24 protein-coding genes and 1 pseudogene are annotated in these 23405 nt (G+C 70.1%); 17 read left to right on the top strand and 8 right to left on the bottom strand.

Annotated elements, in window-relative coordinates; translation table 11 throughout:
- Positions 1 to 7 precede the first annotated feature (7 nt).
- A complete protein-coding gene (serB, locus tag AB0P29_RS10595) occupies positions 8 to 643 on the top strand; it encodes a phosphoserine phosphatase SerB (RefSeq protein ID WP_363379708.1) in 636 nt (211 codons plus the stop codon).
- 52 nt (positions 644 to 695) lie between these two features.
- Entirely contained in the window at positions 696 to 1379 is a 684-nt protein-coding gene (locus tag AB0P29_RS10600; protein ID WP_363379709.1) for an alpha/beta hydrolase, read from the top strand.
- 6 nt (positions 1380 to 1385) lie between these two features.
- Here the strand turns inward: AB0P29_RS10600 and fabG are convergent, their stop codons facing one another.
- Positions 1386 to 2096 carry a 3-oxoacyl-ACP reductase FabG gene (fabG, locus tag AB0P29_RS10605; RefSeq protein WP_064002268.1) on the bottom strand — a complete coding sequence of 237 codons (711 nt, stop codon included), beginning with the start codon at positions 2094 to 2096 and terminating at the stop codon, positions 1386 to 1388.
- A gap of 92 nt (positions 2097 to 2188) precedes the next feature.
- On the opposite strand from fabG, the gene AB0P29_RS10610 reads away from it, so the two are divergent.
- The 4 genes and pseudogenes from AB0P29_RS10610 (at position 2189) to AB0P29_RS10625 (ending at position 4110) form a co-directional block, all read left to right on the top strand.
- Complete coding sequence (locus AB0P29_RS10610; RefSeq protein WP_217531532.1) at positions 2189 to 2710, top strand: DUF4190 domain-containing protein; 522 nt, start codon at positions 2189 to 2191, stop codon at positions 2708 to 2710.
- A gap of 61 nt (positions 2711 to 2771) precedes the next feature.
- A pseudogene (locus AB0P29_RS10615) lies at positions 2772 to 3083 on the top strand (DUF3099 domain-containing protein); the annotation flags it as partial.
- Positions 3080 to 3283 (top strand): hypothetical protein, encoded by a 204-nt coding sequence (locus AB0P29_RS10620; protein ID WP_363379710.1) that lies wholly within the window; start codon positions 3080 to 3082, stop codon positions 3281 to 3283. The pseudogene AB0P29_RS10615 and the gene AB0P29_RS10620, both read left to right, overlap by 4 nt.
- Positions 3280 to 4110 carry an SURF1 family protein gene (locus AB0P29_RS10625; protein WP_363379711.1) on the top strand — a complete coding sequence of 277 codons (831 nt, stop codon included), beginning with the start codon at positions 3280 to 3282 and terminating at the stop codon, positions 4108 to 4110. The genes AB0P29_RS10620 and AB0P29_RS10625 overlap by 4 nt, the downstream gene beginning before the upstream one ends.
- A gap of 20 nt (positions 4111 to 4130) precedes the next feature.
- On the opposite strand, the gene AB0P29_RS10630 is transcribed toward AB0P29_RS10625, so the two are convergent.
- Positions 4131 to 5729, bottom strand: a complete 1599-nt coding sequence (locus tag AB0P29_RS10630; protein ID WP_363379835.1) for an ABC-F family ATP-binding cassette domain-containing protein — start codon at positions 5727 to 5729, stop codon at positions 4131 to 4133.
- 165 nt (positions 5730 to 5894) lie between these two features.
- On the opposite strand from AB0P29_RS10630, the gene AB0P29_RS10635 reads away from it, so the two are divergent.
- From AB0P29_RS10635 to AB0P29_RS10655, 5 genes are read left to right on the top strand one after another with little or no spacing between them, the layout of a single operon-like run.
- A complete protein-coding gene (locus AB0P29_RS10635) occupies positions 5895 to 6938 on the top strand; it encodes an iron-siderophore ABC transporter substrate-binding protein (protein WP_363379712.1) in 1044 nt (347 codons plus the stop codon).
- 25 nt (positions 6939 to 6963) lie between these two features.
- Positions 6964 to 8013: an iron ABC transporter permease gene (locus AB0P29_RS10640; protein ID WP_363379714.1), complete on the top strand. Its 1050-nt coding sequence runs from the start codon at positions 6964 to 6966 to the stop codon at positions 8011 to 8013.
- A complete protein-coding gene (locus AB0P29_RS10645) occupies positions 8010 to 9059 on the top strand; it encodes an iron chelate uptake ABC transporter family permease subunit (RefSeq protein WP_363379716.1) in 1050 nt (349 codons plus the stop codon). The genes AB0P29_RS10640 and AB0P29_RS10645 overlap by 4 nt, the downstream gene beginning before the upstream one ends.
- Positions 9056 to 9865: an ABC transporter ATP-binding protein gene (locus tag AB0P29_RS10650; protein WP_363379717.1), complete on the top strand. Its 810-nt coding sequence runs from the start codon at positions 9056 to 9058 to the stop codon at positions 9863 to 9865. Before AB0P29_RS10645 ends, AB0P29_RS10650 begins: the two co-directional genes overlap by 4 nt.
- A 26-nt stretch (positions 9866 to 9891) precedes the next feature.
- Positions 9892 to 10797 carry a siderophore-interacting protein gene (locus AB0P29_RS10655; RefSeq protein WP_363379718.1) on the top strand — a complete coding sequence of 302 codons (906 nt, stop codon included), beginning with the start codon at positions 9892 to 9894 and terminating at the stop codon, positions 10795 to 10797.
- Between the two features lie 58 nt (positions 10798 to 10855).
- On the opposite strand, the gene AB0P29_RS10660 is transcribed toward AB0P29_RS10655, so the two are convergent.
- Genes AB0P29_RS10660 through sufB form a run of 5 tightly spaced genes read right to left on the bottom strand, consistent with a single transcriptional unit; the run spans position 10856 to position 14920 of the window.
- Complete coding sequence (locus AB0P29_RS10660) at positions 10856 to 11185, bottom strand: metal-sulfur cluster assembly factor (protein WP_064002279.1); 330 nt, start codon at positions 11183 to 11185, stop codon at positions 10856 to 10858.
- A gap of 9 nt (positions 11186 to 11194) precedes the next feature.
- Positions 11195 to 11965, bottom strand: a complete 771-nt coding sequence (sufC, locus tag AB0P29_RS10665; protein WP_253034464.1) for a Fe-S cluster assembly ATPase SufC — start codon at positions 11963 to 11965, stop codon at positions 11195 to 11197.
- Positions 11966 to 11979: 14 nt separating this feature from the next.
- Entirely contained in the window at positions 11980 to 12309 is a 330-nt protein-coding gene (locus AB0P29_RS10670; protein WP_363379720.1) for a non-heme iron oxygenase ferredoxin subunit, read from the bottom strand.
- Entirely contained in the window at positions 12306 to 13502 is a 1197-nt protein-coding gene (gene sufD, locus AB0P29_RS10675) for a Fe-S cluster assembly protein SufD (protein ID WP_363379721.1), read from the bottom strand. The genes AB0P29_RS10670 and sufD overlap by 4 nt, the downstream gene beginning before the upstream one ends.
- Positions 13502 to 14920: a Fe-S cluster assembly protein SufB gene (sufB, locus tag AB0P29_RS10680; protein WP_064002283.1), complete on the bottom strand. Its 1419-nt coding sequence runs from the start codon at positions 14918 to 14920 to the stop codon at positions 13502 to 13504. Before sufB ends, sufD begins: the two co-directional genes overlap by 1 nt.
- A 220-nt stretch (positions 14921 to 15140) precedes the next feature.
- Between sufB and AB0P29_RS10685 the strand changes: the two genes are divergently transcribed.
- Together AB0P29_RS10685 and AB0P29_RS10690 are read left to right on the top strand one after the other, a co-directional pair.
- Complete coding sequence (locus AB0P29_RS10685) at positions 15141 to 16058, top strand: COX15/CtaA family protein (RefSeq protein ID WP_363379722.1); 918 nt, start codon at positions 15141 to 15143, stop codon at positions 16056 to 16058.
- Positions 16059 to 16143: 85 nt separating this feature from the next.
- Positions 16144 to 16563 carry a dinucleotide-utilizing enzyme gene (locus tag AB0P29_RS10690; RefSeq protein ID WP_363379723.1) on the top strand — a complete coding sequence of 140 codons (420 nt, stop codon included), beginning with the start codon at positions 16144 to 16146 and terminating at the stop codon, positions 16561 to 16563.
- A 22-nt stretch (positions 16564 to 16585) separates the two neighbouring features.
- On the opposite strand, the gene AB0P29_RS10695 is transcribed toward AB0P29_RS10690, so the two are convergent.
- Positions 16586 to 17512, bottom strand: a complete 927-nt coding sequence (locus tag AB0P29_RS10695; RefSeq protein WP_359919275.1) for a heme o synthase — start codon at positions 17510 to 17512, stop codon at positions 16586 to 16588.
- A gap of 222 nt (positions 17513 to 17734) precedes the next feature.
- On the opposite strand from AB0P29_RS10695, the gene tkt reads away from it, so the two are divergent.
- Genes tkt through AB0P29_RS10715 form a run of 4 tightly spaced genes read left to right on the top strand, consistent with a single transcriptional unit; the run spans position 17735 to position 23405 of the window.
- Entirely contained in the window at positions 17735 to 19816 is a 2082-nt protein-coding gene (gene tkt, locus AB0P29_RS10700) for a transketolase (RefSeq protein ID WP_363379724.1), read from the top strand.
- Complete coding sequence (tal, locus tag AB0P29_RS10705; protein ID WP_363379725.1) at positions 19813 to 20925, top strand: transaldolase; 1113 nt, start codon at positions 19813 to 19815, stop codon at positions 20923 to 20925. Before tkt ends, tal begins: the two co-directional genes overlap by 4 nt.
- Before the next feature lie 3 nt (positions 20926 to 20928).
- Positions 20929 to 22476, top strand: a complete 1548-nt coding sequence (gene zwf, locus AB0P29_RS10710; protein WP_363379726.1) for a glucose-6-phosphate dehydrogenase — start codon at positions 20929 to 20931, stop codon at positions 22474 to 22476.
- On the top strand, positions 22473 to 23405 hold the full coding sequence (locus tag AB0P29_RS10715; protein ID WP_217531322.1) for a glucose-6-phosphate dehydrogenase assembly protein OpcA: 933 nt from the start codon (positions 22473 to 22475) through the stop codon (positions 23403 to 23405). The genes zwf and AB0P29_RS10715 overlap by 4 nt, the downstream gene beginning before the upstream one ends.

The following is a 23405-nucleotide window of genomic DNA, read 5'->3' on the forward strand; positions in this document are numbered from 1 at the left end:
TGGTCGGGTGCCTGACGCCCGATTCCTTGTCGTGTTCGACGCCGATTCCACCATCATCCGCAACGAGGTCATCGAGCTCATCGCCGATGAGGCCGGCCGCGGTGCGGAGGTCGCCGCCGCGACCGAGGCGGCGATGCGCGGTGAGGTCGATTTCGCGACGAGTCTGCGCTCCCGGGTGCAGGAGTTGACCGGCGTCCCGATCGCTTCCTTCGCACGGGTGCTGTCGCGCGTCGAGCCGACGCCGGGCGTACACGAGCTGATCGCGGCGATCCACGACCGGGGCGGCGTCGCGGCCGTCGTGTCGGGGGGCTTCCACGAGATCCTCGACACCGTCGCCCCCTCGCTCGGCGTCGACGTGTGGCGAGCCAACCGGCTGGCGGTCTCGGGCGGCGCGCTCACCGGCGTCGTCGACGGTCCGATCGTCGATGCGGCCGGCAAGGCCGAAGCCCTGCGGGAGTGGGCGCAGACCTACGGGGTTGCGCCGTCGGCGACCATCGCGGTCGGTGACGGGGCGAACGACCTCCTGATGATGGATGCCGCCGGCCTGGGTGTCGCGTTCAACGCGAAACCCGCCGTCCGCCGTCGTGCCGACCTCGTCGTCGGTCCGGTCGATCTCGCCGCCCTCATCCCCCTCCTCCCCTGATCCGATACCGGGGTACCGCCGGATGTCGGCGACCGCGGGTAGCGTCGCCGCCATGGACATCATCCTCATCCCCGGACTCTGGTTGACGGCCGCGTCATGGGACGACGTCGTCCCCGCACTGCGCGACGCGGGCCACTCCCCGCATCCGCTCACGATGCCGGGCGTGGGCGCCCCGGCATCCGAGGTCCGTCTCGCGGACTGGGTCGACGCGGTCGTCGACGAGATCGACCGCATCGACGGTCCGGTCGTGCTCGTCGGTCACAGCGGCGGCGGCAACGTCGCGTGGGGCGCCGCCGAACGCCGCGCCGACCGGGTGACGCGGGTGGTGTTCGTCGACACGACGCCTCCGCCTCCGGGCGCCGACATCTCGGAGTTCCCCCTCGTCGACGGCGTCGTCCCGTTCCCCGGCTGGGAGTTCTTCGATGCCGAGGACGTCGATGACCTCGACGACGCGACCCGTCGGCGGACGGCGCCGCTCACGGCATCCGTTCCCGGGCACGTCCCGACCGATCCGCTGGTGCTCGAGGGCACCGACCGTCACCGCGTCCCCGTCACCCTCCTCATGGGGTCCCTGGACGAGGCGGCGTTCCGCGAGGCGGTGACGGCCTGGGGCGCTTTCGCCGCGGAATTCGCCGCGATCGCGGAAGCCGAGGTGGTCCGGCTGGGGACCGGTCACTGGCCCCAGTTCTCCGCGCCGGACGAGTTGGCGCGGCGGATCATCGAAGCGGTGCGCTGATACCCGTCAGTGGCCCATGCCGAGGCCGCCGTCGACCGGGATGACGGCGCCCGAGATGTAGGCGGCGTCGTCGGAGGCGAGCCAGACGACGGCGGCGGCGACCTCGTCGGCGGCGCCGAAACGCGCCGCGGGGATGTTCTTCTTGTACTCCGCCTGCGTGTCCTCGGGAAGGGCTGCGGTCATGTCGGTCTCGATGAAACCCGGAGCGACGACGTTGGCCGTGATCCCCCGTGACCCGAGCTCGCGGGTCAGCGAGCGGGCGAAGCCGACGAGCGCGCTCTTGGAGGACGAGTAGTTGATCTGCCCGGCCGAGCCGTAGAGGCCGACGACCGAGGAGATGAGGATGACGCGGCCCCACTTGGCCCGCAGCATCCCCTTGGCGGCGCGCTTGACGACGCGGAAGGCGCCGCCGAGGTTCGTCGAGACGACCGAGTCGAAGTCCTCCTCCGTCATACGCAGCAGCAGCGTGTCCTTCGTGATCCCGGCGTTCGCGACGACCACCCCGACGGGGCCGAGCTGCTGCTCGACCTCGGTGTACGCGGCATCGAGGGAGGCGGCGTCGGTGACGTCGGCCCGCACCGTCAGCGTCCCCTCGGGACCCTCGCCCGATCGAGCGGTGACGGCGACCGTGTAGCCCTCCGAGACGAATCGCTCGGCGATCGCGCGGCCGATGCCGCGGTTGCCTCCGGTGACGAGGACGACGCGCTCGTGGGACATGTTTCTCCTTGCTCCGAGCCGGGTGAACCGCACCAGCCTAGCGGCGCGCACGGCGGGTAGGCTGGGGGTCACCTCGCCTGAAGGAGACGGACGTGACCGACGCCACGAACACCCCGCCGCAGCCCTCCGACGTGCCGCCGGCCCCGCCCGCCGCGGGCGCCGCGTACCCGCCCGCCCCGCCGTACGCGCCGCCCTCCGCGCAGGGACAGCCCGCCTACGGCGAGCAGCAGACCGGCACGCCGCAGCCCTACGCGCAGCCGACCTACGGCCAGCAGCCGTACGCCCAGCCCGCCTACGGGCAGCAGCCCTACGGACAGCCCGCCTACGGCTACGCCCCGCCCCGGCCCAACAACGTCCTCGCGATCATCTCGCTCGTCGCCTCGATCGCCGGAGTGACGTTCATCCCCCTCATCGGTTCGATCGCCGGTGTCATCACGGGCCACATGTCGCTCAAGCAGCTCAAGACCTCCGGTGAGAACGGCCGCGGTATGGCCGTCGCCGGGACCATCATCGGCTGGATCGGCACGGGCTTCTGGCTGCTGCTGATCCTCATCTGGGTGATCGCGGCCATCGCGATCGCCGCCTCGATCCCGTCCATGGGCCAGATTTCCTAGGAGCCCTCCCACGTCCCGCCGCACCAAGCACGACTCGACACCGTCCGCGACCTCGCTCGCCACGGCGCCGGAGGTCGACGCACGCTCGCGCACCCGTCGCTACGTCATCATGATGACCGTCCGCGTGGTCTGCTTCATCCTGATGGTCACCGTCACCCCCTACGGCTGGCAGACCTGGATCTTCGCGGCCGGCGCTGCAGTCCTGCCCTACCTCGCCGTGGTCGTGGCCAACGTCGGCAACGGCGACGAGGTCGTCGTGGCCGAACGTCCGTCGCGCGAGATCGACGCGGCACCGACGGCATCCGCTCCCCCGCCGAAACCGGACGAGAACGTGATCAGGATCCAAGAGACCCGGCCCCGGGAGGAGCGATGACCACCCCGCAGTGCTCGCGCGCGGGATGCCACGCCGACGCGCAGTGGCAGGTCGTGTGGCGGAATCCCCGCATCCACTCGGCCGACCGGCGCAAGGTGTGGACCGCCTGCCCCGACCACGTCGGGTTCCTCCGCGACTACCTCGCGTCGCGGAGCTTCCCCGTCGAGGTCCTCGCGCTCGACACCGCACCCGCCTCGTGAACCGCGACACGGCGCTGCGCTGGAGCGGATACGTCGCCATGGCGATCGTGTTCGCGATCGCCTGCGCGTTCCTGTCCAACTGGCAGTTCTCGCGCAACGCGGAACGGGATGCCGAGCTCGCACTCGTCGCCGACAACTATTCGCGCGAGCCCGTCGCCCTGCGCGACCTCATCCCCGCCGGGCAGGACCTCGTCGCGAGCGACGAGTGGCGTCCCGTCGAGATCCGCGGTGAGTACCTCACGGAGCAGACGCTGCTCGTGCGCAACCGGCCTCACGGCGGCACGAGCGCGTTCGAGGTGCTCGTGCCGTTCCGGACGGACGACGGTCGCGTCGTCGTGATCGATCGGGGCTGGGTCCCGCCCGGCGACGACCAGCCGGAGCCCGACCGCGTCCCGGCGCCACCGAGGGGCGAGGTCTCCGTCGTCGGCCGTCTGCAGCCCGGCGAGCCGCCGGTGCGCGAGGGCCGCTCCGCCCCCGAGGGGCAGGTCGCCACGATCGATCTCACCCTCATCGCGCAGATGACGGGCCAGGCAGGCGACCTGATCGACTCCGCCTACGTCCTGATGACCGAGGAGACCCCCGCGCCGGCGGAACGCCCGCAGCAGCTGGAGGATCCGTCGGCCGACCCCGGGCCGTACCTCTCGTACGCGATCCAGTGGATCCTCTTCGCCATCATGGGTTTCGCCTTCATCTGGTACATGATCCGGACCGAGATCCGACACCGACGGGAGGACGAGGAGGACGGCGGGCGCACGCGGCCCACCCGGCCGCAGCGACGACGCGACCGCGACATGGAGGCCGAGGACGAGCTCCTCGACGCCCGCTGAGCGCCGCCGGCGCGTGTCCGTCAGGCCAGGGTGATGAGGTCGATGTAGTCGCGACCCCAGATGTCCTCGACCCCGTCGGGCAGGATCAGCACACGCTCGGGGTTCAGGGCCTCCACGGCGCCCTCGTCGTGCGAGACAAGCACGACCGCGCCCTCGTAGTGCGCGAGCGCCCCGAGGATCTCCTCACGGGAGGCCGGGTCGAGGTTGTTCGTGGGCTCGTCGAGCAGCAGCATGTTGGCCGACGAGACGACGAGCGTCGCGAGGGACAGGCGCGTCTTCTCGCCGCCGGAGAGCACCCCGGCCGGCTTCAGCACGTCGTCGCCGGTGAACAGGAAGGACCCCAGCACCTTGCGCGCCTCGGTGGCGGTGATGTCCGGCGCGGCCGACATCATGTTGTCGAGGACCGAGCGGCTGACGTCGAGGTTCTCGTGCTCCTGCGCGTAGTACCCGATCTTCAGCCCGTGACCGGGCTCGATGATCCCGGTGTCCGCCTTGTCGACGCCCGCGAGGATGCGCAGCAGCGTCGTCTTGCCGGCGCCGTTGAGCCCGAGGACGACGACGCGGGACCCGCGGTCGATGGCGAGGTCGACGCCCGCGAAGATCTCGAGCGAGCCGTAGGACTTCGACAGGTTCTTCGCCATGAGCGGCGTCTTGCCGCAGGGCGCGGGCTTCGGGAACCGCAGCTTCGCGACCCGGTCGTCCTGACGGACGTCGTCGAGACCGGCGAGCAGCTTCTCGGCGCGGGCCACCATCTGGTGAGCGGCGGCGGCCTTGCTGGCCTTCGCGCCGAAGCGCGCAGCCTGCTGCTGCAGTGCCGTCGCCTTCTTCTCGGCGTTCGCGCGCTCCTTGCGGCGCCGCTCCTCGTCCGCCGCACGCTGACGCAGGTAGTTCTTCCAGTTCATGTTGTAGACGTCGATGACCTGACGCATGGCGTCGAGGTAGAACACCCGGTTGACCGTCTCACCGACCAGGTCGATGTCGTGGCTGATCACGATCAGCCCGCCCTTGTACCCCTTCAGGAACTCCCGCAGCCACACGACGCTGTCGGCGTCGAGGTGGTTCGTCGGCTCGTCGAGGATCATCGTCTGCGCGTCGGAGAAGAGGATGCGGGCGAGCTCGATGCGTCGCCGCTGTCCACCCGACAGCGTCTTCAACGGCTGATCGAGGATCCGGTCGGGCAGGGAGAGGTTGTGGGCGATCGACGCCGCCTCCGCCTCGGCCGCGTATCCCCCGAGCGCCTCGAAGCGCTCCGTGAGCGAGGCGTACTTCCGCATGGCGCGGTCGGCGACGGCGGCATCCGTCGATGCCATCTGTTCGGCCGTCTCGCGCATGCCGATGACGAGGGAGCCGAGTCCCCGGGCGTCGAGGATGCGGGTGCGGGCGAGCATCTCGGGGTCGCCCGACCGCGGATCCTGCGGGAGGTACCCGAGCTCGCCGCTGCGGTCGACCTTGCCGTCCGCGGGCAGCAGGTCGCCGGCGAGCACCTTGGTCAGGGTCGTCTTGCCGGCGCCGTTGCGCCCGACGAGACCGATCTTGTCGCCCGGCGAGACGCGGAAGGAGACATCGGACATGAGGGTGCGCGCACCGACGCGGATCTCGAGATCGTGCACGGCGAGCACAGCAGACGTCCGTTCTTCCTGGGGAGGCGGCCGAGTGGCCAAACCCCCAGTATACGGCGCGGATCGAGGACGATCAGGCCGGTCCCGGATGGGTTCCTCGGTTTCCGCCCGCCCCGGGTTCGTTGTAAGGTTAGGCGACCCTAATCAACTTCCCAGGAGACCTCCGTGCCTCGCATCCGCACTGCGTTCGCCCTCGCCGCAGCATCCGCCCTCCTCCTCACCGGCTGCGCCACCACGGCCGCCGCCCCCGCCGGGACCACGTCTTCGGACACCGCCCCCGCGGGCGACGCGTTCCCCGTCACGATCACGCACGCGTTCGGCACGACGACGATCGAGAGCAAGCCCGAGCGGGTCGCGACGGTGTCCTGGGCCAATCAGGAGGCGGCGCTCGCGCTCGGTGTCGTGCCGGTCGGCATGCCCGCCGTCACCTGGGGCGACGACGACGGCGACGGCATCCTCCCCTGGGTCGAGGACAAGCTCGAGGAGATGGGCGCCGAGACCCCCGTGCTCTTCGACGAGGCCGACGGCTTCGATTACGAGGCGATCGCCGACACGGCGCCCGACGTCATCCTCGCTGCGTACTCCGGCATGACGAAGGAGGAGTACGAGACCCTCAGCAAGATCGCGCCGGTCGTCGCCTACCCCGACGTCGCCTGGGGCACCACCTGGCAGGAGCTCACCGTCATCAACGGCACCGCGCTGGGCCTGAAGGACGAGGCCGAGACCCTCGTCGACGACCTCACCACCCAGCTCGGCGACCTCACCGCGGGACAGCCCGACATCGCGGACAAGACCGTCATGTTCAGCTCGTTCGACGCGACCAACCTCGCGGAGATCGGCTTCTACTCCGAGCAGGACCCGCGCCAGCTGTTCCTGCAGGACCTCGGTATGGAGCCCGCGTCCACGGTCGTCGAGCAGTCCAAGGACACCGATCAGTTCTGGATCACCAACAGCACCGAGGAGATCGAGCGCTTCAGCGACCTCGACGTCCTGGTGACCTACGGCGACGACACGACGCTGGCGACGATGCAGGCCGACCCGCTGCTGTCGCGGATCCCTGCGGTCGCCGACGGTTCCGTGGTCATCCTCCCGCTCGCCAACGCGCCGCTTTCCGCCGCCGCCAACCCGAGCCCGCTGTCGATCCCGAACTCGCTGACGGCCGACTACGTCGACCTCATCGGCGAAGCGGCCGCCAAGGTCTCCGACTGATCCGGAACGGTTCGCCGCTCTCACGATGACCGCTCTCGCACCCGCGCCCGCCGCCGCCTCGACCGCGTCCCTCCGACGCCGGTCGGGGCGGCGGCGGGTGCTGTGGGTGCTGGTCCTCGCGGTCGCAGTGGCGGTCATCTGCGTGCTGTCGGTCACCTTCGGCAACCGGACGGTCGACGCATCGCAGATCATCGCCGGTCTGACGGGTGATCTGACGACGACGGATGCCGCTGCCGTCGCGCGCCGGGTGCCCCGCACCATCCTCGCCCTCCTGGTCGGAGCCTCCCTCGCGGTAGCCGGTGCCGTCATGCAGGGCGTCACCCGCAATCCCTTGGCCGACCCCCAGATCCTCGGCATCAACGGCGGCGCGTCGCTCGCCGTCGTGACCGGGCTCGCCTTCTTCGGCGTGACGAGCGCCCTGGGCTACATCTGGCTCGCGATGCTGGGCGCCGCGCTCGCGGCACTCTTCGTCTACACCATCGGGTCGCTCGGCCGCGGCGGCGCGAGCCCCCTCAAGCTCGCCCTCGCGGGTGCCGCGACCGCCGTCGCCTTCACCTCGCTCATCAGCGCGATCCTGCTCCCCCGGATCGACGTCATGAGCGTCTTCCGGTTCTGGCAGATCGGCGGCGTGGGCGGCGCAACGACGCAGAACATCCTCCTCGTCCTCCCGTTCCTCGCCGTCGGCATGGTCATCTGCGTCGCCTCGGCGACGGCGTTGAACGCCCTCGCCCTCGGCGACGACCTCGCGACCGGCCTCGGCCAGAAGGTCCGGACGGCGCGACTGCTGTCGGCCCTCGGCGCGGTGATCCTCTGCGGCGCGGCCACCGCGGTCGCCGGACCCATCGGGTTCGTGGGACTCATCGTGCCCCACGTCTGCCGCCTGCTCGTCGGCCCCGACCACCGCTGGCTGCTCCCCGTCTCGGCCCTCGTCGGCGCAGGTCTGCTCACCGTCGCCGACGTCGTCGGACGCGTCATCGCGCGGCCTCAGGAGGTCGAGGTCGGCGTCGTCACCGCCTTGATCGGTGCTCCGTTCTTCATCGCCATCGTCCGCCGACAGAAGATGCGTGCCCTGTGACCGCCCTCACCCCCGCGCCGACCACCCTGGCCGCCGTCACGTCGGGGCGGGCACGTCGTGCGCGCCGCCGCATCCTCGTCACCGGCGGACTCCTCGTCGCCGTCCTGGCGACGTATCTCGTCTCGCTGATGGTCGGACAGACCTTCTACACGCCCGCCGAGGTGTGGGCGGTGATGACCGGGCAGACGGTGCCGGGTGCGTCCTTCACGGTCGGCGAGCTGCGATTGCCGCGATCGACCGTCGCCCTGCTGACGGGACTGTGCTTCGGCATGGGCGGTGCCGTCTTCCAGACCCTGCTGCGCAACCCGCTGGCCAGCCCCGACATCATCGGGATCAACGCGGGCGCGAGCGCGGCGGCCGTCGTGGGCATCGTCTTTCTCTCGCTCTCGGGGACCGCCGTCTCGGTGCTCGCGACCGTCGCCGCGGTGGGCACCGCGCTGACCATCTACCTCCTCGCGTTCAAGGACGGCGGCGCCGGGGCGCGCTTCATCCTCATCGGCATCGGTGTCGCCGCGATCTTCAACAGCGTCATCGCCTATGTGCTCTCGCGCGCGGCCGAGTGGGACCTGCAGGCCGCGATGCGGTGGATCACCGGCAGCCTCAACAGCGCATCGTGGAACGAGGTCGTCCCGCTGGCAGGGGCGATGGTCATCGTCGTCCCCGTCCTGCTGTGGTTGACCCGCGACCTGGAGCTCATGCGGCTGGGCGACGAGGCGGCGGCCGCCCTCGGCGTTCCCGTCGAGCGGCGGCGCATCCTCCTCATCGTCGCAGCGGTCGTGCTGCTCGCCTTCGCGACGGCGGCCGTCGGCCCCATCTCCTTCGTCGCCTTCCTGTCGGGCCCCATCGCCGCGCGGATGCTGGGCCCCGTCGGCTCGCCCGTCCTGGTCGCGGGCCTGTTCGGCTCCTTCCTGGTGCTGATCGCGGACCTCACCGGGCAGTACCTGCTCGGGATGCGTCTGCCCGTGGGCGTCGTGACCGGTGTCCTCGGCGCGCCCTACCTGATCTTCCTTCTCATCCGCAGCAGCCGCTCGGGAGGCTCCCTATGACCGCGGAACGCACCCTCCACGCCTCCGGCCTGAAGCTGGCCTACGGCGACCGCCTCATCGTCGACGACCTCGACCTCGTCGTCCCGCCCGGGCGGATCACGGCGATCGTCGGCGCCAACGCGTGCGGCAAGTCGACCCTGCTCAAGTCGATGGCGCGACTGCTGGCCCCCCGCGCGGGGCAGGTGCTGCTGGACGGCAAGGACATCCACAAGCTGCCGACGAAGCAGGTGGCGCGCGAACTCGGCCTCCTCCCCCAGTCCCCGATCGCCCCCGAGGGCATCGCCGTCTCGGACCTCGTCGGCCGCGGGCGCACGCCCCACCACGGTCCGCTCTCCCGCTGGAGCCGTGCCGACGACGAGGCCGTGGCCGCGGCCCTCGACGCCACCGACACCGCCGCGCTGGCGGATCGCCCCGTCGACGAGCTGTCCGGCGGCCAGCGCCAGCGGGTCTGGATCGCGATGGCCCTCGCACAGCAGACGGACGTCCTGCTCCTCGACGAGCCGACGACCTTCCTCGACGTCAGCCACCAGGTCGACGTCCTCGACCTCCTCACCGACCTCAACCGCCGTCGGGGGACGACCATCGTCATGGTCCTCCACGACCTGAACCTCGCGGCCCGTTACGCCGACCACCTCGTCGCGATGGCCGGCGGGCGCCTGTACGCCGCCGGAGACCCGGGCGAGATCCTGACCGCCGAGACCGTCAAGGACGTCTTCGGCATGGACAGCCGCGTCATCCCCGATCCGCTCACCGGCCGCCCGATGGTCCTCCCCATCGGCCGCCATCACGTCCCCACCGGCGTCTGACCGCACGAAAGCCGAGACCCCCCCCCATGTCCCTGAGCACGATGAACTTCTTCCGCGCCCCCGTCGCGGCGGTCACCGACCTCACGCCCAGCTTCCGACGCTTCACGTTCCGCGACGAGGCGCTCGGCGCATACGGCGACCCCGGATTCGACCAGCGGGTCAAGATCATGTTCCCGACGCCGACCGCCTCGCTGGCGGCGATGCCGACGGATGCCGACTGGTACGACCGCTGGCGCGCCATGCCCGAGGAGACGCGTCCCGTCATGCGGACCTACACGACGCGTGCGGTGCGGAGCTCCGCCGGCGAGGTCGACATCGACATGGTCGCGCACGACGTGATGGGCCCGGCGTCCGCGTGGATCGCCGACGCCAAGGCGGGCGACGAGGTCCTGATCCTGGCCCCGACCACCGAGCACACCGGCGTCAGCTATGGCATCGACTTCGTGCCGCCGGCCCGGACCGACGCCATCCTGCTCGCCGGCGACGAGACGGCGGCCCCCGCGATCGCGCGGATCCTGGAGCAGCTCCCTGCGGACGCGCGCGGTGTCGTCGTCCTCGAGCTCCCGCACCCGAGCGACGTCGCCTACGTGCCCTCGCACCCGGGCTTCGAGCTGATCATCGAGGCACGCGGCGGGGAGGACCGTCGCCACGAGCACCTGATCTCCGCGGTGGCCGATGTCGCCGGTCGCCTCGCCCCCGGCGGGATCGGGGCCGAGGTCGAGGAGATCGACGTCGACCACGACATCCTCTGGGAGGTCCCCCGCACGGCGAAGGGCGGCGCCGCGCTGAAGAGCGCCCCCCTCTACGCGTGGCTCGCGGGTGAGGCCTCCGCCATCAAGGCACTCCGTCGTCACCTCGTCAGCGAGGTCGGCGTCGACCGACGCGCGGTCGCCTTCATGGGCTACTGGCGTCTGGGCCGCTCGGAGAACTGACTCCGGCACCGGAAAGGGGCGGTGCGACGTGGTCGCACCGCCCCTCTCGCGGATTCGGTCAGATCGAGAAGCCGAGCGCGCGCATCATGTCGCGGCCGTCATCAGTGATCCGCTCGGGGCCCCACGGCGGCATCCACACCCAGTTGATCCGAAAGCGGTCGACGACGCCGTCCAGCGCCTGTCCGGTCTGCTCCTCGAGCACGTCCGTCAGCGGGCAGCCGGCGGAGGTCAGGGTCATATGGATGACGAGGGCGTCGTTCTCGTCATCCCACCCGAGGTCGTAAATGAGCCCCAGGTCGACGACGTTGACCCCGAGTTCGGGGTCCATGACGTCCTTGAGGGCCTCGGTGACCTCGTCGTACTTCTCGGGTGCGAGCGTCTCGGTCATGCGACGATCCTAGGCCTGCTCGCCCGCGACGGGGGCGAGGAAACGGTCGTACCCCTCTTCCTCGAGGCGCGCGGCGAGCTCGGGGCCGCCCTCTTCCGCCACGCGGCCGTTCACGAGCACGTGGACGAAGTCGGGCTGGATGTAGCGGAGGATGCGGGTGTAGTGCGTGATCAGGAGCACACCCATGTCGGTCTGCTCCTTGGCACGGTTCACACCCTCGGACACGATCTTCAGCGCGTCGACGTCGAGGCCCGAGTCGGTCTCGTCGAGCACGGCGAGCTTCGGCTTGAGGAGCTCGAGCTGGAGGATCTCGTGACGCTTCTTCTCACCGCCGGAGAACCCCTCGTTCACGTTGCGCGCGGCGAACTTCGGATCCATCCGCAGGTTCTGCATCGCCTGCTTGACGTCCTTGGTCCACGAACGGATCGACGGCGCCTCGCCGTCGACGGCCGTCTTCGCGGTGCGCAGGAAGTTGGTCACCGTCACGCCGGGGATCTCGACCGGGTACTGCATCGCGAGGAACAGGCCGGCGCGGGCGCGCTCGTCGACCGACATCGCGAGGACGTCCTCGCCGTCGAGCGTGATCGTGCCGCCGGTGACGGTGTACTTGGGGTGGCCCGCGATCGTGTAGGCGAGGGTCGACTTGCCGGAACCGTTGGGGCCCATGATGGCGTGGGTCTCGCCCGTGCGGACGGTGAGGGTCACGCCGTTCAGGATCGGGGTCTCGCCGGCTTCCGTCTCGACCGTCACGTGGAGGTCGCGGATCTCGAGGACAGACATGTCAGCTTCTTTCTTCAGTTCACGGCTTTGGTCACGGCGGGGTCGATGAGGATGTCGTCCCCGTCGATCGTGACCTCGTAGACGGGCACCGGCTCGTAGGCCGGCAGGTTCAGGGGGCGTCCGGTGCGCAGCGAGAACGCCGACCCGTGCGCCCAGCATTCGAGCGAGTCGCCTTCGACGAAACCGTCGGCCAGGGAGATGTCGCCGTGCGTGCAGGTGTCGCCGATGGCGTGCACCTCGCCCTGACCGTCCAGCACGACAGCGATAGCGACACCGTCGACCTCGATGCGCACGGCCGTGTCCTGCGTCAGGTCGCTCAGCTGCAGCACCTTCTGGGCGGTCATGCGTCGCTCCCGCCGGCCAGCTCCGCCTCGATCGCGGCGATGAACTCGTCCTCGAGCGAGGGGATGCCGATCTTCTGCACGATTTCGGCGAGGAAGCCGAGGACGACCAGGCGTCGGGCCTGCTCCTCGTCGATCCCGCGGGCCTGCAGGTAGAACAGCTGCTCGTCGTCGAAGCGTCCTGTCGCACTGGCGTGCCCGGCGCCGACGATGTCACCCGTTTCGATCTCGAGGTTCGGGATGGAGTCGGCGCGCGCACCGTCGGTGAGGACGAGGTTGCGGTTCGCCTCGTAGGAGTCGGTGCCCACGGCATCCGGTCCGATGAGGACGTCGCCGATCCAGACCGTGCGGGCCGACGCACCCTGCAGCGCACTCTTGTAGAGCACGTCACCGTTCGTGTGGGCGCCCTTGTGGTGCAGGTAGACCTGGCTCTCGAGGTGCTGACCGGCGTCGGCGAAGGACAGCCCGTAGAGGCGTCCCTGCGCGCCGGCACCGGCGAGCTCGACCGACGGGTTGACGCGGACGAGACCGCCGCCGAGGCTCACGACGATGTGCGTCAGCGACGCGTCGCGGTCGACGCGGGCCTGATGCGCCGCGAGGTGCACGGCGTCGTCGTCCCAGCGCTGCACCGAGACGACCGTCAGGGCCGCGCCGTCGCGCACGATGATCTCGACGTTCTGCGCCTGAGCCGCGGATCCCTCGTGACGGAGCACGACCGTCCCGCGCGAGTTCGCCTGCGCCTCGATGACGACGTGCGCGTGAGCGACGCCGCCGCGACCGGTGAGGGTCACGATGACGGGCTCGTCGAGCTCGGCGTTCGCCGGGATGCGGATGAGCGGGGCCTCCGGCTCCTGCGACCACGCGATCGCGCTCACCACGTCCTCGGGACGGAAGACCTCGCCACGGGGGGCCTCGTCCTTCTGCAGACGACGGTGCTCCACCGCATCCGGACCGGACACCTCGACGCCGATCACGTCGTGCGGGGCCTCCTCGTCCGCCAGCAGCGGCGCGACGCGGTCGAGCGGCGTGTGCTTCCAGTTGACCTCGCGGCCGGTGGGCGTACCGAAGTCGGCCGGGTCGAACGACCACGGCCGCTCCGACCGGGTCTGGACGGGGACGGTGGTCTCCGTCAGGGTCGCCGCAGGGTCGATGTGGCCCTTCGCATCGGATGCGGGGGCCTGAGTCGCTGTCGTCATCAGCCGACGGATCCTTCCATGCCCATCTCGATGAGCTTGTTCAGCTCGAGGGCGTACTCCATGGGCAGTTCGCGGGCGATCGGCTCGATGAAGCCGCGCACGATCATCGCCATCGCCTCGTCCTCGGGCATGCCGCGGCTCATGAGGTAGAACAGCTGCTCCTCGCTGACCTTCGAGACGGTCGCCTCGTGGCCGAGCTGGACGTCGTCGACGCGGATGTCGATGGCCGGGTAGGTGTCGGACCGCGAGATCGTGTCGACCAGCAGCGCGTCGCACCGGACGGTGTTGGCGGAGTGGTGCGCGTTCGCGTCCACCCGGACCTCTCCCCGGTACCCGGCACGACCGCCACCGCGGGCGATCGACTTCGAGACGATCGAGGACTGCGTGTGCGGCGCCATGTGGATCATCTTCGCGCCGGCATCCTGGTGCTGACCGGGACCGGCGAAGGCGACCGACAGCGTCTCGCCCTTGGCGTGCTCACCCATCAGGTAGATCGAGGGGTACTTCATCGTCACCTTCGAGCCGATGTTGCCGTCGACCCACTCCATGGTCGCGCCCTCGTGGGCGACGGCGCGCTTGGTGACGAGGTTGTAGACGTTGTTCGACCAGTTCTGGATCGTCGTGTAGCGCACGCGGGCGTTCTTCTTCACGATGATCTCGACGACGGCCGAGTGCAGCGAGTCGCTCTTGTAGATCGGCGCCGTGCAGCCCTCGATGTAGTGGACGTAGCTGTCCTCGTCCGCGATGATCAGGGTCCGCTCGAACTGGCCCATGTTCTCGGTGTTGATGCGGAAATAGGCCTGCAGCGGAATCTCGACGTGCACGCCCTTCGGGACGTAGACGAACGAGCCGCCCGACCAGACGGCGGTGTTCAGCGCAGCGAACTTGTTGTCGCCGGCGGGGATGACGGTGCCGAAGTACTCCTCGAAGAACTCGGGGTGCTCGCGCAGCGCCGTGTCGGTGTCCATGAAGATGACACCCTGCTGCTCCAGGTCCTCGCGGATCTGGTGGTAGACGACCTCGGACTCGTACTGCGCCGCGACACCGGCGACGAGGCGCTGACGCTCCGCCTCGGGGATGCCGAGCTTCTCGTACGTGTTGCGGATCTCCTCGGGGAGGTCCTCCCACGTCTGCGCCTGCTTCTCGGTGGAGCGCACGAAGTACTTGATGTTGTCGAAGTCGATGCCGGACAGATCGGCACCCCACGTCGGCATGGGCTTGCGCCCGAACAGCTGATACCCCTTCAGACGGGTCTTCAGCATCCACTCCGGCTCGTTCTTCAGCGAGGAGATCCCGCGGACCACGTCCTCGTTGATACCCCGCTGGGCGACGGCACCGGCGGCATCGGCGTCGTGCCAGCCGAATTCGTACACCCCCAGCCCTTCGAGCTCGGGACGGTCGATGAGCACATCCGACATGACTTTCCTCCTCACGGGCGGCAACGGTGTCATCCGTTCCGGCATTCCCTCCCGCGAGAGGAGTGCACGAGGGGGATGCCGCTGCTGGCCGCTCTGATGACGCGAGACCGCGCCTAGAATCGTTGTGCGGGCTGCGATGGGGATCGCGCTCGCCGACAGCTTCATTCTACAGGCACGGCCATCCCCCGCGGCGTGCCGGCCCTCGCCCGGAGGCGACCCCATGCTGATCACCGCGTCGACACCGACCGCCCCGCCCGCGACCCGGGTCCCGCGCCTGCTGCGCGTGGTCGCGTGGCTGTCGTTCCTCGCCGAGACCCTCATCATCGGGACCGGCGGCGCCGTGCGTCTGACCGGCTCGGGTCTCGGCTGCCCGACCTGGCCGACCTGCACCGCCGACTCCCTCGTCGCGACCCCCGAGATGGGCATCCACGGCGTGATCGAGTTCGGCAACCGCACGCTGACGGGCCTCGTCGGCATCCTCGCCCTCGCCGTCGTCGTCCTCGTGTGGCGGATGCGTCGCACCCGCCGCGATCTCTTCGTCCTGGCGCTCATCGTGCTCGGCGGCGTCGTCGCCCAGGCGATCGTCGGCGGCATCACCGTCCTCACGGGCCTCAACCCGTTCATCGTGGGGTTCCACTACGTCGTGTCGCTCATCCTGGTCTGCGTCTGCGCGGCGTTCCTCGTCCGCCTCGACGAGCCCGGCGGCGCCCGCGTGCGCGTCGTCCCCGCCTGGTACGCGCGGCTGACGCACCTCACCACCGGCGTCCTGGCCCTGACCATCGCGTTCGGGGTGCTCACGACCGGAGCGGGTCCGCACTCCGGTGACGCCGCCGCCGGCCGCAACGGATTCAACGCCGAGATCCTCGAGCACGTGCACGCGTGGCCCGGATACGCGCTGCTCGCGCTCACGGTGACCCTCGCCGTGGTGGCGTGGCGCCGGGGGCTCTCGACCCGGACGTGGGTGGGCATCCTGCTGGCCGCCGAAGCCGTGCAGATCCTCGTCGGCCTCTACCAGGCGCGCAACGGCCTGCCCGAGCTCGCCGTCGGCGTGCACATGGTGCTCGCCGCCCTCACCGCCGCGGCGATGACCGTCGTCGTCCTGCGGCTGAAGGCGCCGGCGCACACCGAAACCTCATAGGCGGCGCATCGGTTCCGTCAGGGTGGGCCGGGAACAGTGGCCCGGGTCGCCCGAGAGCGGGCGACCTCGACCCGGAGGAGAATCGATGAACACCCGCCCCCGCCTGACCCGCAGCATCCCGTTCTGGCTGCTCGTGGCCGGCTCGCTCGCATCCGGAGCCGCCGGCGGCGTCGTCCTCATGGACAAGCTCGCGAAGATGGAGACGGCCCTGACCGCCGGCACCGCGACCGGAGTGGACGTCTACGTCGGCCAGATCTGGGCGGTCCTCGGCGCGATCCTCGTGGGCGTCGGCGCCATCGGCCTGCTGCTCGCCTTCACGCTCGGAGCACTCCGCGCCCTCGCCGTCGCCCCGCGCGCACAGCGGGCCGCGGACGACGGGCGCGTCGACGATGAGCCCGCGACGGCGCAGGATGCAGCAGCGACGGAGGACGCTCCGGCGTCCGCCGCAGCCCAGGACGCGTCCGACACGACGTCGCAGCCCGTGCTCGACGGCGCCGGACGCTGATCGCCTCGGTCGGCCCGCTGCGTCAGAAGGGCAGCAGCGGGTCGATCGCGATCGCGACGAACAGCAGGGTGAGGTACGTGATCGACGCGTGGAACACGCGCATCGGACGGACCTTCTCGCCGCGGACGGCGCGCGCGTAGAGCACGTGGGACTCGTAGATGAACCAGCCGCCCAGCACGAGAGCCGACGCGGTGTAGACGAGGCCCATCGGCGCGACGGGGATCAACAGGAGCGAGCTCGCCACCGTCGCCCACGCGTAGAGGATGACCTGGAGTCCCACCTGCGTGCCGTTGCGCGTCGCGCCCAGCATCGGGACGTCCACCTCGGCGTAGTCGCCCTTGTACTTCATCGAGAGCGGCCAGTAGTGCGGCGGCGTCCAGAGGAACACCAGGAGGAAGAGGATGAACGGGGTCCACGTGAGCGACTCGGTGACGGCCGACCAGCCGATGATGACCGGGAAGCATCCGGCGATCCCGCCCCACACGATGTTCTGCTCGGTGCGACGCTTGAGCAGGATCGTGTAGATCACGACGTAGAAGAAGATCGCGCCGGCGCTGAGGGCCGCCGCGACCCAGTTCGTGAAGACCCAGAGCCAAACGGTCGAGACGACGGCGAGCGTCCACGAGAAGACGAGCGCGCCGCGCGGCGTGACCTCGCCCGTCACGAGCGGACGGTTCTCGGTCCGCTTCATGTGCGCGTCGATGTCGCGGTCCAGATACATGTTGAAGGATGCCGCCGACCCGGCACTCATGGCACCGCCGACGACGGTCGCCAGGATCAGCCAGAGATCGGGCAGTCCGTCCGCCGCGAGGAACATGACCGGGATGGTCGTGACCAGCAGCAGCTCCAGGACGCGCGGCTTCGTCAACTGGACGTACGCGCGGACGGTGCGGCCGAACGACTGTCGAGCGGGCGCGGATACGCGCGCGCCGGTGTCCGTGAGTGCCATCGCCCCTGCCGTGTAGATCGTCCGGTCGAGTCTACGCCATCCCCCGGAGGGGGTCCCTCCGCGCCCGCTCCCCGGCTTCGCTCACAGCGCACGTCACACAGCGTCGACCCGGCCTCGTCGAGGGGCTCGGATGGATATGCTGAAAATCCCGGCGTCAGGCGTCCCCTCCTCCTCCCTGAGAAGCGGACGCCCGCGCGGACTCACCGACGAAAGGCTTTTCAGGTGTCAGAGCTGGTTTGGGACGAGATCGATCGGCGCGCGGTGGACACCGCGCGCGTGCTGGCGGCGGACGCCGTCGAGAAGGTCGGTAACGGCCACCCCGGAACGGCCATGAGCCTCGCCCCGGCCGCGTACCTGCTGTACCAGCGGGTGCTGCGCCACGACCCGACCGACACCCACTGGCTCGGACGCGACCGCTTCATCCTCTCCGCGGGCCACTCCTCGCTGACGCAGTACGTCCAGCTGTACCTCGGCGGCTTCGGGCTCGAGCTCGACGACCTCAAGGCGCTGCGCACGTGGGGCTCGCTGACCCCGGGACACCCCGAGTACGGACACACCAAGGGCGTCGAGATCACGACCGGCCCGCTGGGTCAGGGCCTGGCCTCGGCGGTCGGCTTCGCGTACGCCGCCCGCTACGAGCGCGGTCTCTTCGACCCCGAGGCGGAGGCCGGCACGTCACCCTTCGACCACCACGTGTTCGTCATCGCCGGAGACGGCGACCTGCAGGAGGGTGTGACGGCCGAGGCCGGTTCGCTCGCCGGTCACCAGCAGCTCGGCAACCTCATCGCGATCTACGACTCCAACCAGATCTCGATCGAGGACGACACGAACGTCGCCTTCACCGAAGACGTGCAGAAGCGCTACGAGGCGTATGGCTGGCAGGTCCAGACGGTCGACTGGAAGAAGACGGGTGAGTACGTCGAGGACGTCGCCGCCCTCTACGACGCGATCGAGGCGGCCAAGGCCGAGACGTCGAAGCCCTCGCTCATCATCCTCAAGACGATCATCGGATGGCCCGCCCCGGGCAAGCAGAACACCGGCAAGATCCACGGTTCCGCGCTCGGCGCGGACGAACTCGCCGCGACGAAGAAGGTGCTCGGCTTCGACCCCGAGGAGAACTTCGCCGTCGCCGACGACGTGATCGCGCACACGCGCGCCCTCGCCGAGCGCGGTGCCGCCGACCGTGCCGCCTGGCAGGAGTCCTTCGACGCCTGGGCCGCCGCGAACCCCGAGCGCAAGGCGCTGCTCGACCGCCTCGAGGCGGCCACACTGCCCGAGGGTATCGAGGACGCGCTCCCCGTGTTCGAGCCCGGCAAGGACGTCTCCACGCGCGCCGCATCCGGACTCGTCATCAACGCCCTCGCCGCCGAGCTGCCCGAGCTGTGGGGCGGCTCCGCGGACCTCGCGGAGTCCAACCTCACGACGATCAAGGACGCCAAGAGCTTCATCCCGGCCGAGTGGTCGACGCACGAGTGGTCGGGCGACCCGTACGGGCGCGTGCTGCACTTCGGCATCCGCGAGCACGCGATGGGCGCCATCGTCAACGGCATCAAGCTGCACGGTCCGACCCGCCCCTTCGGCGGTACGTTCCTAATCTTCAGCGACTACATGCGTCCCGCCGTGCGCCTCGCCGCCCTCATGGACATCCCCTCGGTGTTCGTCTGGACCCACGACTCGGTCGCCCTCGGTGAGGACGGCCCGACGCACCAGCCGATCGAGCAGCTGGCGACCCTGCGGCTCATCCCGAACTTCACGGTCGTCCGTCCCGCCGACGCCAACGAGACCGCTGCGGCGTGGCTCGAGATCCTGCGCCGCCAGGGCGGTCCGACCGGCATCGCGCTGACGCGTCAGAACATCGCGGTCTTCCCGCGCGGCGAGAACGGTTTCGCCACGACCGAGGGAGTCGCGAAGGGTGCGTACACCCTGCTCGAGGCGCCCGAGGGCGAGCCCGACGTGATCCTCATCGCGACCGGCTCCGAGGTCCAGCTGGCCGTCGCCGCCCGCGAGACGCTCGCCGCCGAAGGGATCGGCGCGCGCGTCGTGTCGGCTCCGAGCCTCGAGTGGTTCGCGGAGCAGGATGCCGCCTACCGCGAATCCGTGCTCCCGGCATCCGTCAAGGCGCGTGTCTCGGTCGAGGCCGGCGCGACCGGCCTGTGGCGCGGCGTCGTCGGCGACAGCGGACGCACCGCCGGCATCGACCACTTCGGCGCCTCCGCCGACTACAAGACCCTGTTCGAGAAGTTCGGCGTCACCGCCGATGCGGTCGTCGAAGCGGCCCGCGCAACCGTCAAGGAGAACGCATGAGCACCCCCACCGAGGACCTGTCCGGCGCCGGCGTCAGCATCTGGCTCGACGACCTGTCGCGATCGCGGATCGACACCGGCAACCTGGCGCAGCTGATCGAGACGCGTGACGTCGTCGGCGTCACCACCAACCCGTCGATCTTCCAGGCCGCCATCGGCAACACGGAGGACGACTCGTACGACGCGCCGCTTCAGGCCCTCGCGGCCCAGGGCGCCGACGTCGACACCGCGATCTTCGAGATCACGACCACCGACGTCCGCGACGCGGCCGACATCTTCCGTCCGGTCTTCGACCGCACGAACGGCGTCGACGGCCGGGTCTCGATCGAGGTCTCCCCCGACCTCGCTCACGACACCGACGCGACGGTGGCGCAGGCGAAGGAACTGTGGGCGAAGGTCGACCGGCCGAACACGCTCATCAAGATCCCCGCAACGCTCGCCGGTCTCCCGGCGATCAGCGCCGTCCTGGCAGAGGGCATCTCGGTCAACGTCACCCTGATCTTCAGCCTCGAGCGGTACGCGGCGGTCATCGACGCCTACCTCGAGGGCGTACGCCGGGCGAAGGAGAACGGGCACGACATCGCCAGCATCCACTCCGTGGCGTCGTTCTTCGTCTCGCGCGTGGACACCGAGGTCGACAAGCGTCTCCAGGCCATCGGCACGGACGCGGCGACATCCCTCAAGGGCAAGGCCGGGATCGCCAACGCCCGACTCGCCTACGAGCTCTTCGAGAAGCGGTTCGCCGAGCCGTCCGCCCTCGAGCTCATCGCGGCGGGCGCGAACGTCCAGCGCCCGCTGTGGGCGTCGACGGGCGTCAAGGACCCGGCGCTCCCCGACACCCTCTACGTCACCGAGCTCGTCGCTCCCGGCACCGTCAACACGATGCCCGAGAAGACGCTCGAGGCGACCTTCGATCACGGGAAGATCACCGGCGACACCGTGACCGGGTCGTACGAGGACGCCCACCGTGTCTTCGACCAGCTCGCCGAGGCGGGCATCGATCTGGTGGATGTCACCCAGGTCCTCGAGGACGAGGGGGTCGAGAAGTTCATCGTCTCGTGGCACGACCTGCAGGGCACGGTGCGCACGGCCCTCGACAGCGCACGCTGACCGATGGCTGCGAAGATCTCGCGGGGGAACAACCCCCTCCGCGATCCGGATGATCGGCGCCTCAACCGCATCGCGGGACCCAGCGCGCTCGTGATCTTCGGCGTGACGGGCGACCTGTCGCGCAAGAAGCTCATGCCCGCCGTGTACGACCTCGCGAACCGGGGCCTGCTCCCCCCGGGGTTCGCGTTGGTCGGTTTCGCCCGACGCGACTGGGAGGACCAGGACTTCGCGAAGGTCGTCCACGACGCGGTGCGGCAGCATGCGCGCACGCCCTTCCGCGACGAGACGTGGAACCAGCTCCTGCAGGGCATCCGCTTCGTGCAGGGCGAGTTCGACGACGCGGCGTCCTTCGCCCGGCTCCGCGAGACCGTGGAGCGACTCGACAGCGAGCGCGGCACCATGGGAAACCACGCGTACTACCTCTCGATCCCGCCGAAGGACTTCCCGGTCGTCGCGCGTCAGCTGCGCGACTCCGGCCTCGTCGACGAGACGGCGGACGGGGACACCTGGCGACGCGTCGTCATCGAGAAGCCGTTCGGCAGCGATCTGCAGACCGCCCGCGAGCTGAACGAAGCCCTCGAGGTCGCCTTCCCGGCCGACGCCATCTTCCGGATCGACCACTACCTCGGCAAGGAGACGGTCCAGAACATCCTGGCGCTGCGCTTCGCGAACGAGCTGTACGAGCCGCTCTGGAACGCGAACTACGTCGACCACGTGCAGATCACGATGGCCGAGGACATCGGCGTCGGCGGTCGCGCGGGGTACTACGACGGCATCGGCGCGGCGCGCGACGTCATCCAGAACCACCTTCTGCAGCTGCTCGCGCTGACCGCGATGGAGGAGCCCATCTCGCTCGACGCGGAGCACCTGCGCGCCGAGAAGGAGAAGGTCCTCGCCGCGGTCAAGCTCCCTCACGACCTGTCCACCGCCACGGCGCGCGGGCAATACGCAGGCGGCTGGCAGGGCGGCGAAGAGGTCACCGGCTTCCTCGACGAGGACGGTATGGACCCGCAGTCGCGGACCGAGACCTACGCCGCCATCAAGCTCGAGATCGCCACCCGACGCTGGAACGGTGTGCCGTTCTACCTGCGCACGGGCAAGCGCCTCGGCCGCCGGGTCACGGAGATCGCCGTGGTCTTCAAGCACACGCCGCCGCTGCTGTTCCTGCGCTCGCAGGCGCTGCAGCTCGGGCAGAACGCACTCGTCATCCGCATCCAGCCCGACGAGGGCGTGACCCTCCGCTTCGGATCGAAGGTTCCCGGCGCGGGCAACGAGGTGCGCGACGTCACGATGGACTTCGGCTACGGCCACGCGTTCACCGAGTCGAGCCCCGAGGCCTACGAACGCCTCATCCTCGACGTCCTCCTGGGCGACCCGCCGCTGTTCCCCCGTCACGAGGAGGTCGAGCTGTCCTGGCGCATCCTCGACCCCGTCGAGCAGCACTGGGCAGAGCAGGACGAGCCGCTCGAGCAGTACTCCCCCGGATCCTGGGGTCCCCCGTCCGCCGATGAGCTCCTGGCCCGCGACGGCCGCGTCTGGAGGCGCCCATGATCGTCGACCTGCCCGACACCACGGTGTCCACGATCGCGAAGAAGCTCGTGAGCGTGCGCGAGGAGGGCGGCGCCGTCGCCCTCGGGCGCGTGCTGACCCTCGTCATCGTCTCCACGGGGGGCTTCGACGAGGAGGCCATCGACGCCGCGAACGCCGCCTCGCGCGAGCACCCGATGCGCGTCATCGTCCTGGTCGTCCAACCCGACGCCCCGACCGGGCTCGACGCGCAGATCCGCGTCGGCGGCGACGCCGGTGCCAGCGAGGTGGTCGTCCTCCGCGCCCGGGGTGCGGCGGCCGGCAACCAGGAGAGCCTCGTCAACGGCCTCCTGCTCCCCGACGCTCCCGTCGTCGCCTGGTGGCCCGACGACCCGCCCACCGACCCCGCGCACTCCGCGATCGGTCGCATGGCGCAGCGGCGGATCACGGATGCCTCGACGAAGCCGTTCGCCAAGGACCGGCTCGCGCAGCTCGGCTCCGTCTACGCGCCCGGTGACACGGATCTGGCGTGGACGAGGCTCACCCACTGGCGCGAGCAGCTCGCCGCCGTCCTCGACCAGCCGCCGTACGAGTCCGTCACGGCCGTGACGGTCGTCGGTGCGGGCAGCTCGCCCTCCACCGGGCTGCTGGCCGCGTGGCTGCGGATGAAGCTCGATGTGCCGGTCGAATGGCACTACACGGACGAGCACGAGTGGGCCCACGGCATCCGCTCTGTCACGCTCTCGCGGGACTCCGGTGACATCGTCCTCGAACGCTCGAGCGCCACGGACGCGACCCTCACTCAGCCCGGCCAGCCGACGCACGACATCGTGCTGCCGCGGCGATCCCTGCGCGAGTGCCTCGCGGAGGAACTGCGCCGTCTCGATCCCGACCTCTTGTATGGTCGAGTCATCACCGAAGGGTGGGAGCTCCTCGACCCTCCCACGAGGTAG

Source organism: Microbacterium sp. NPDC080220, assembly GCF_040686395.1.
GTDB lineage: Bacteria > Actinomycetota > Actinomycetes > Actinomycetales > Microbacteriaceae > Microbacterium > Microbacterium gawkjiense.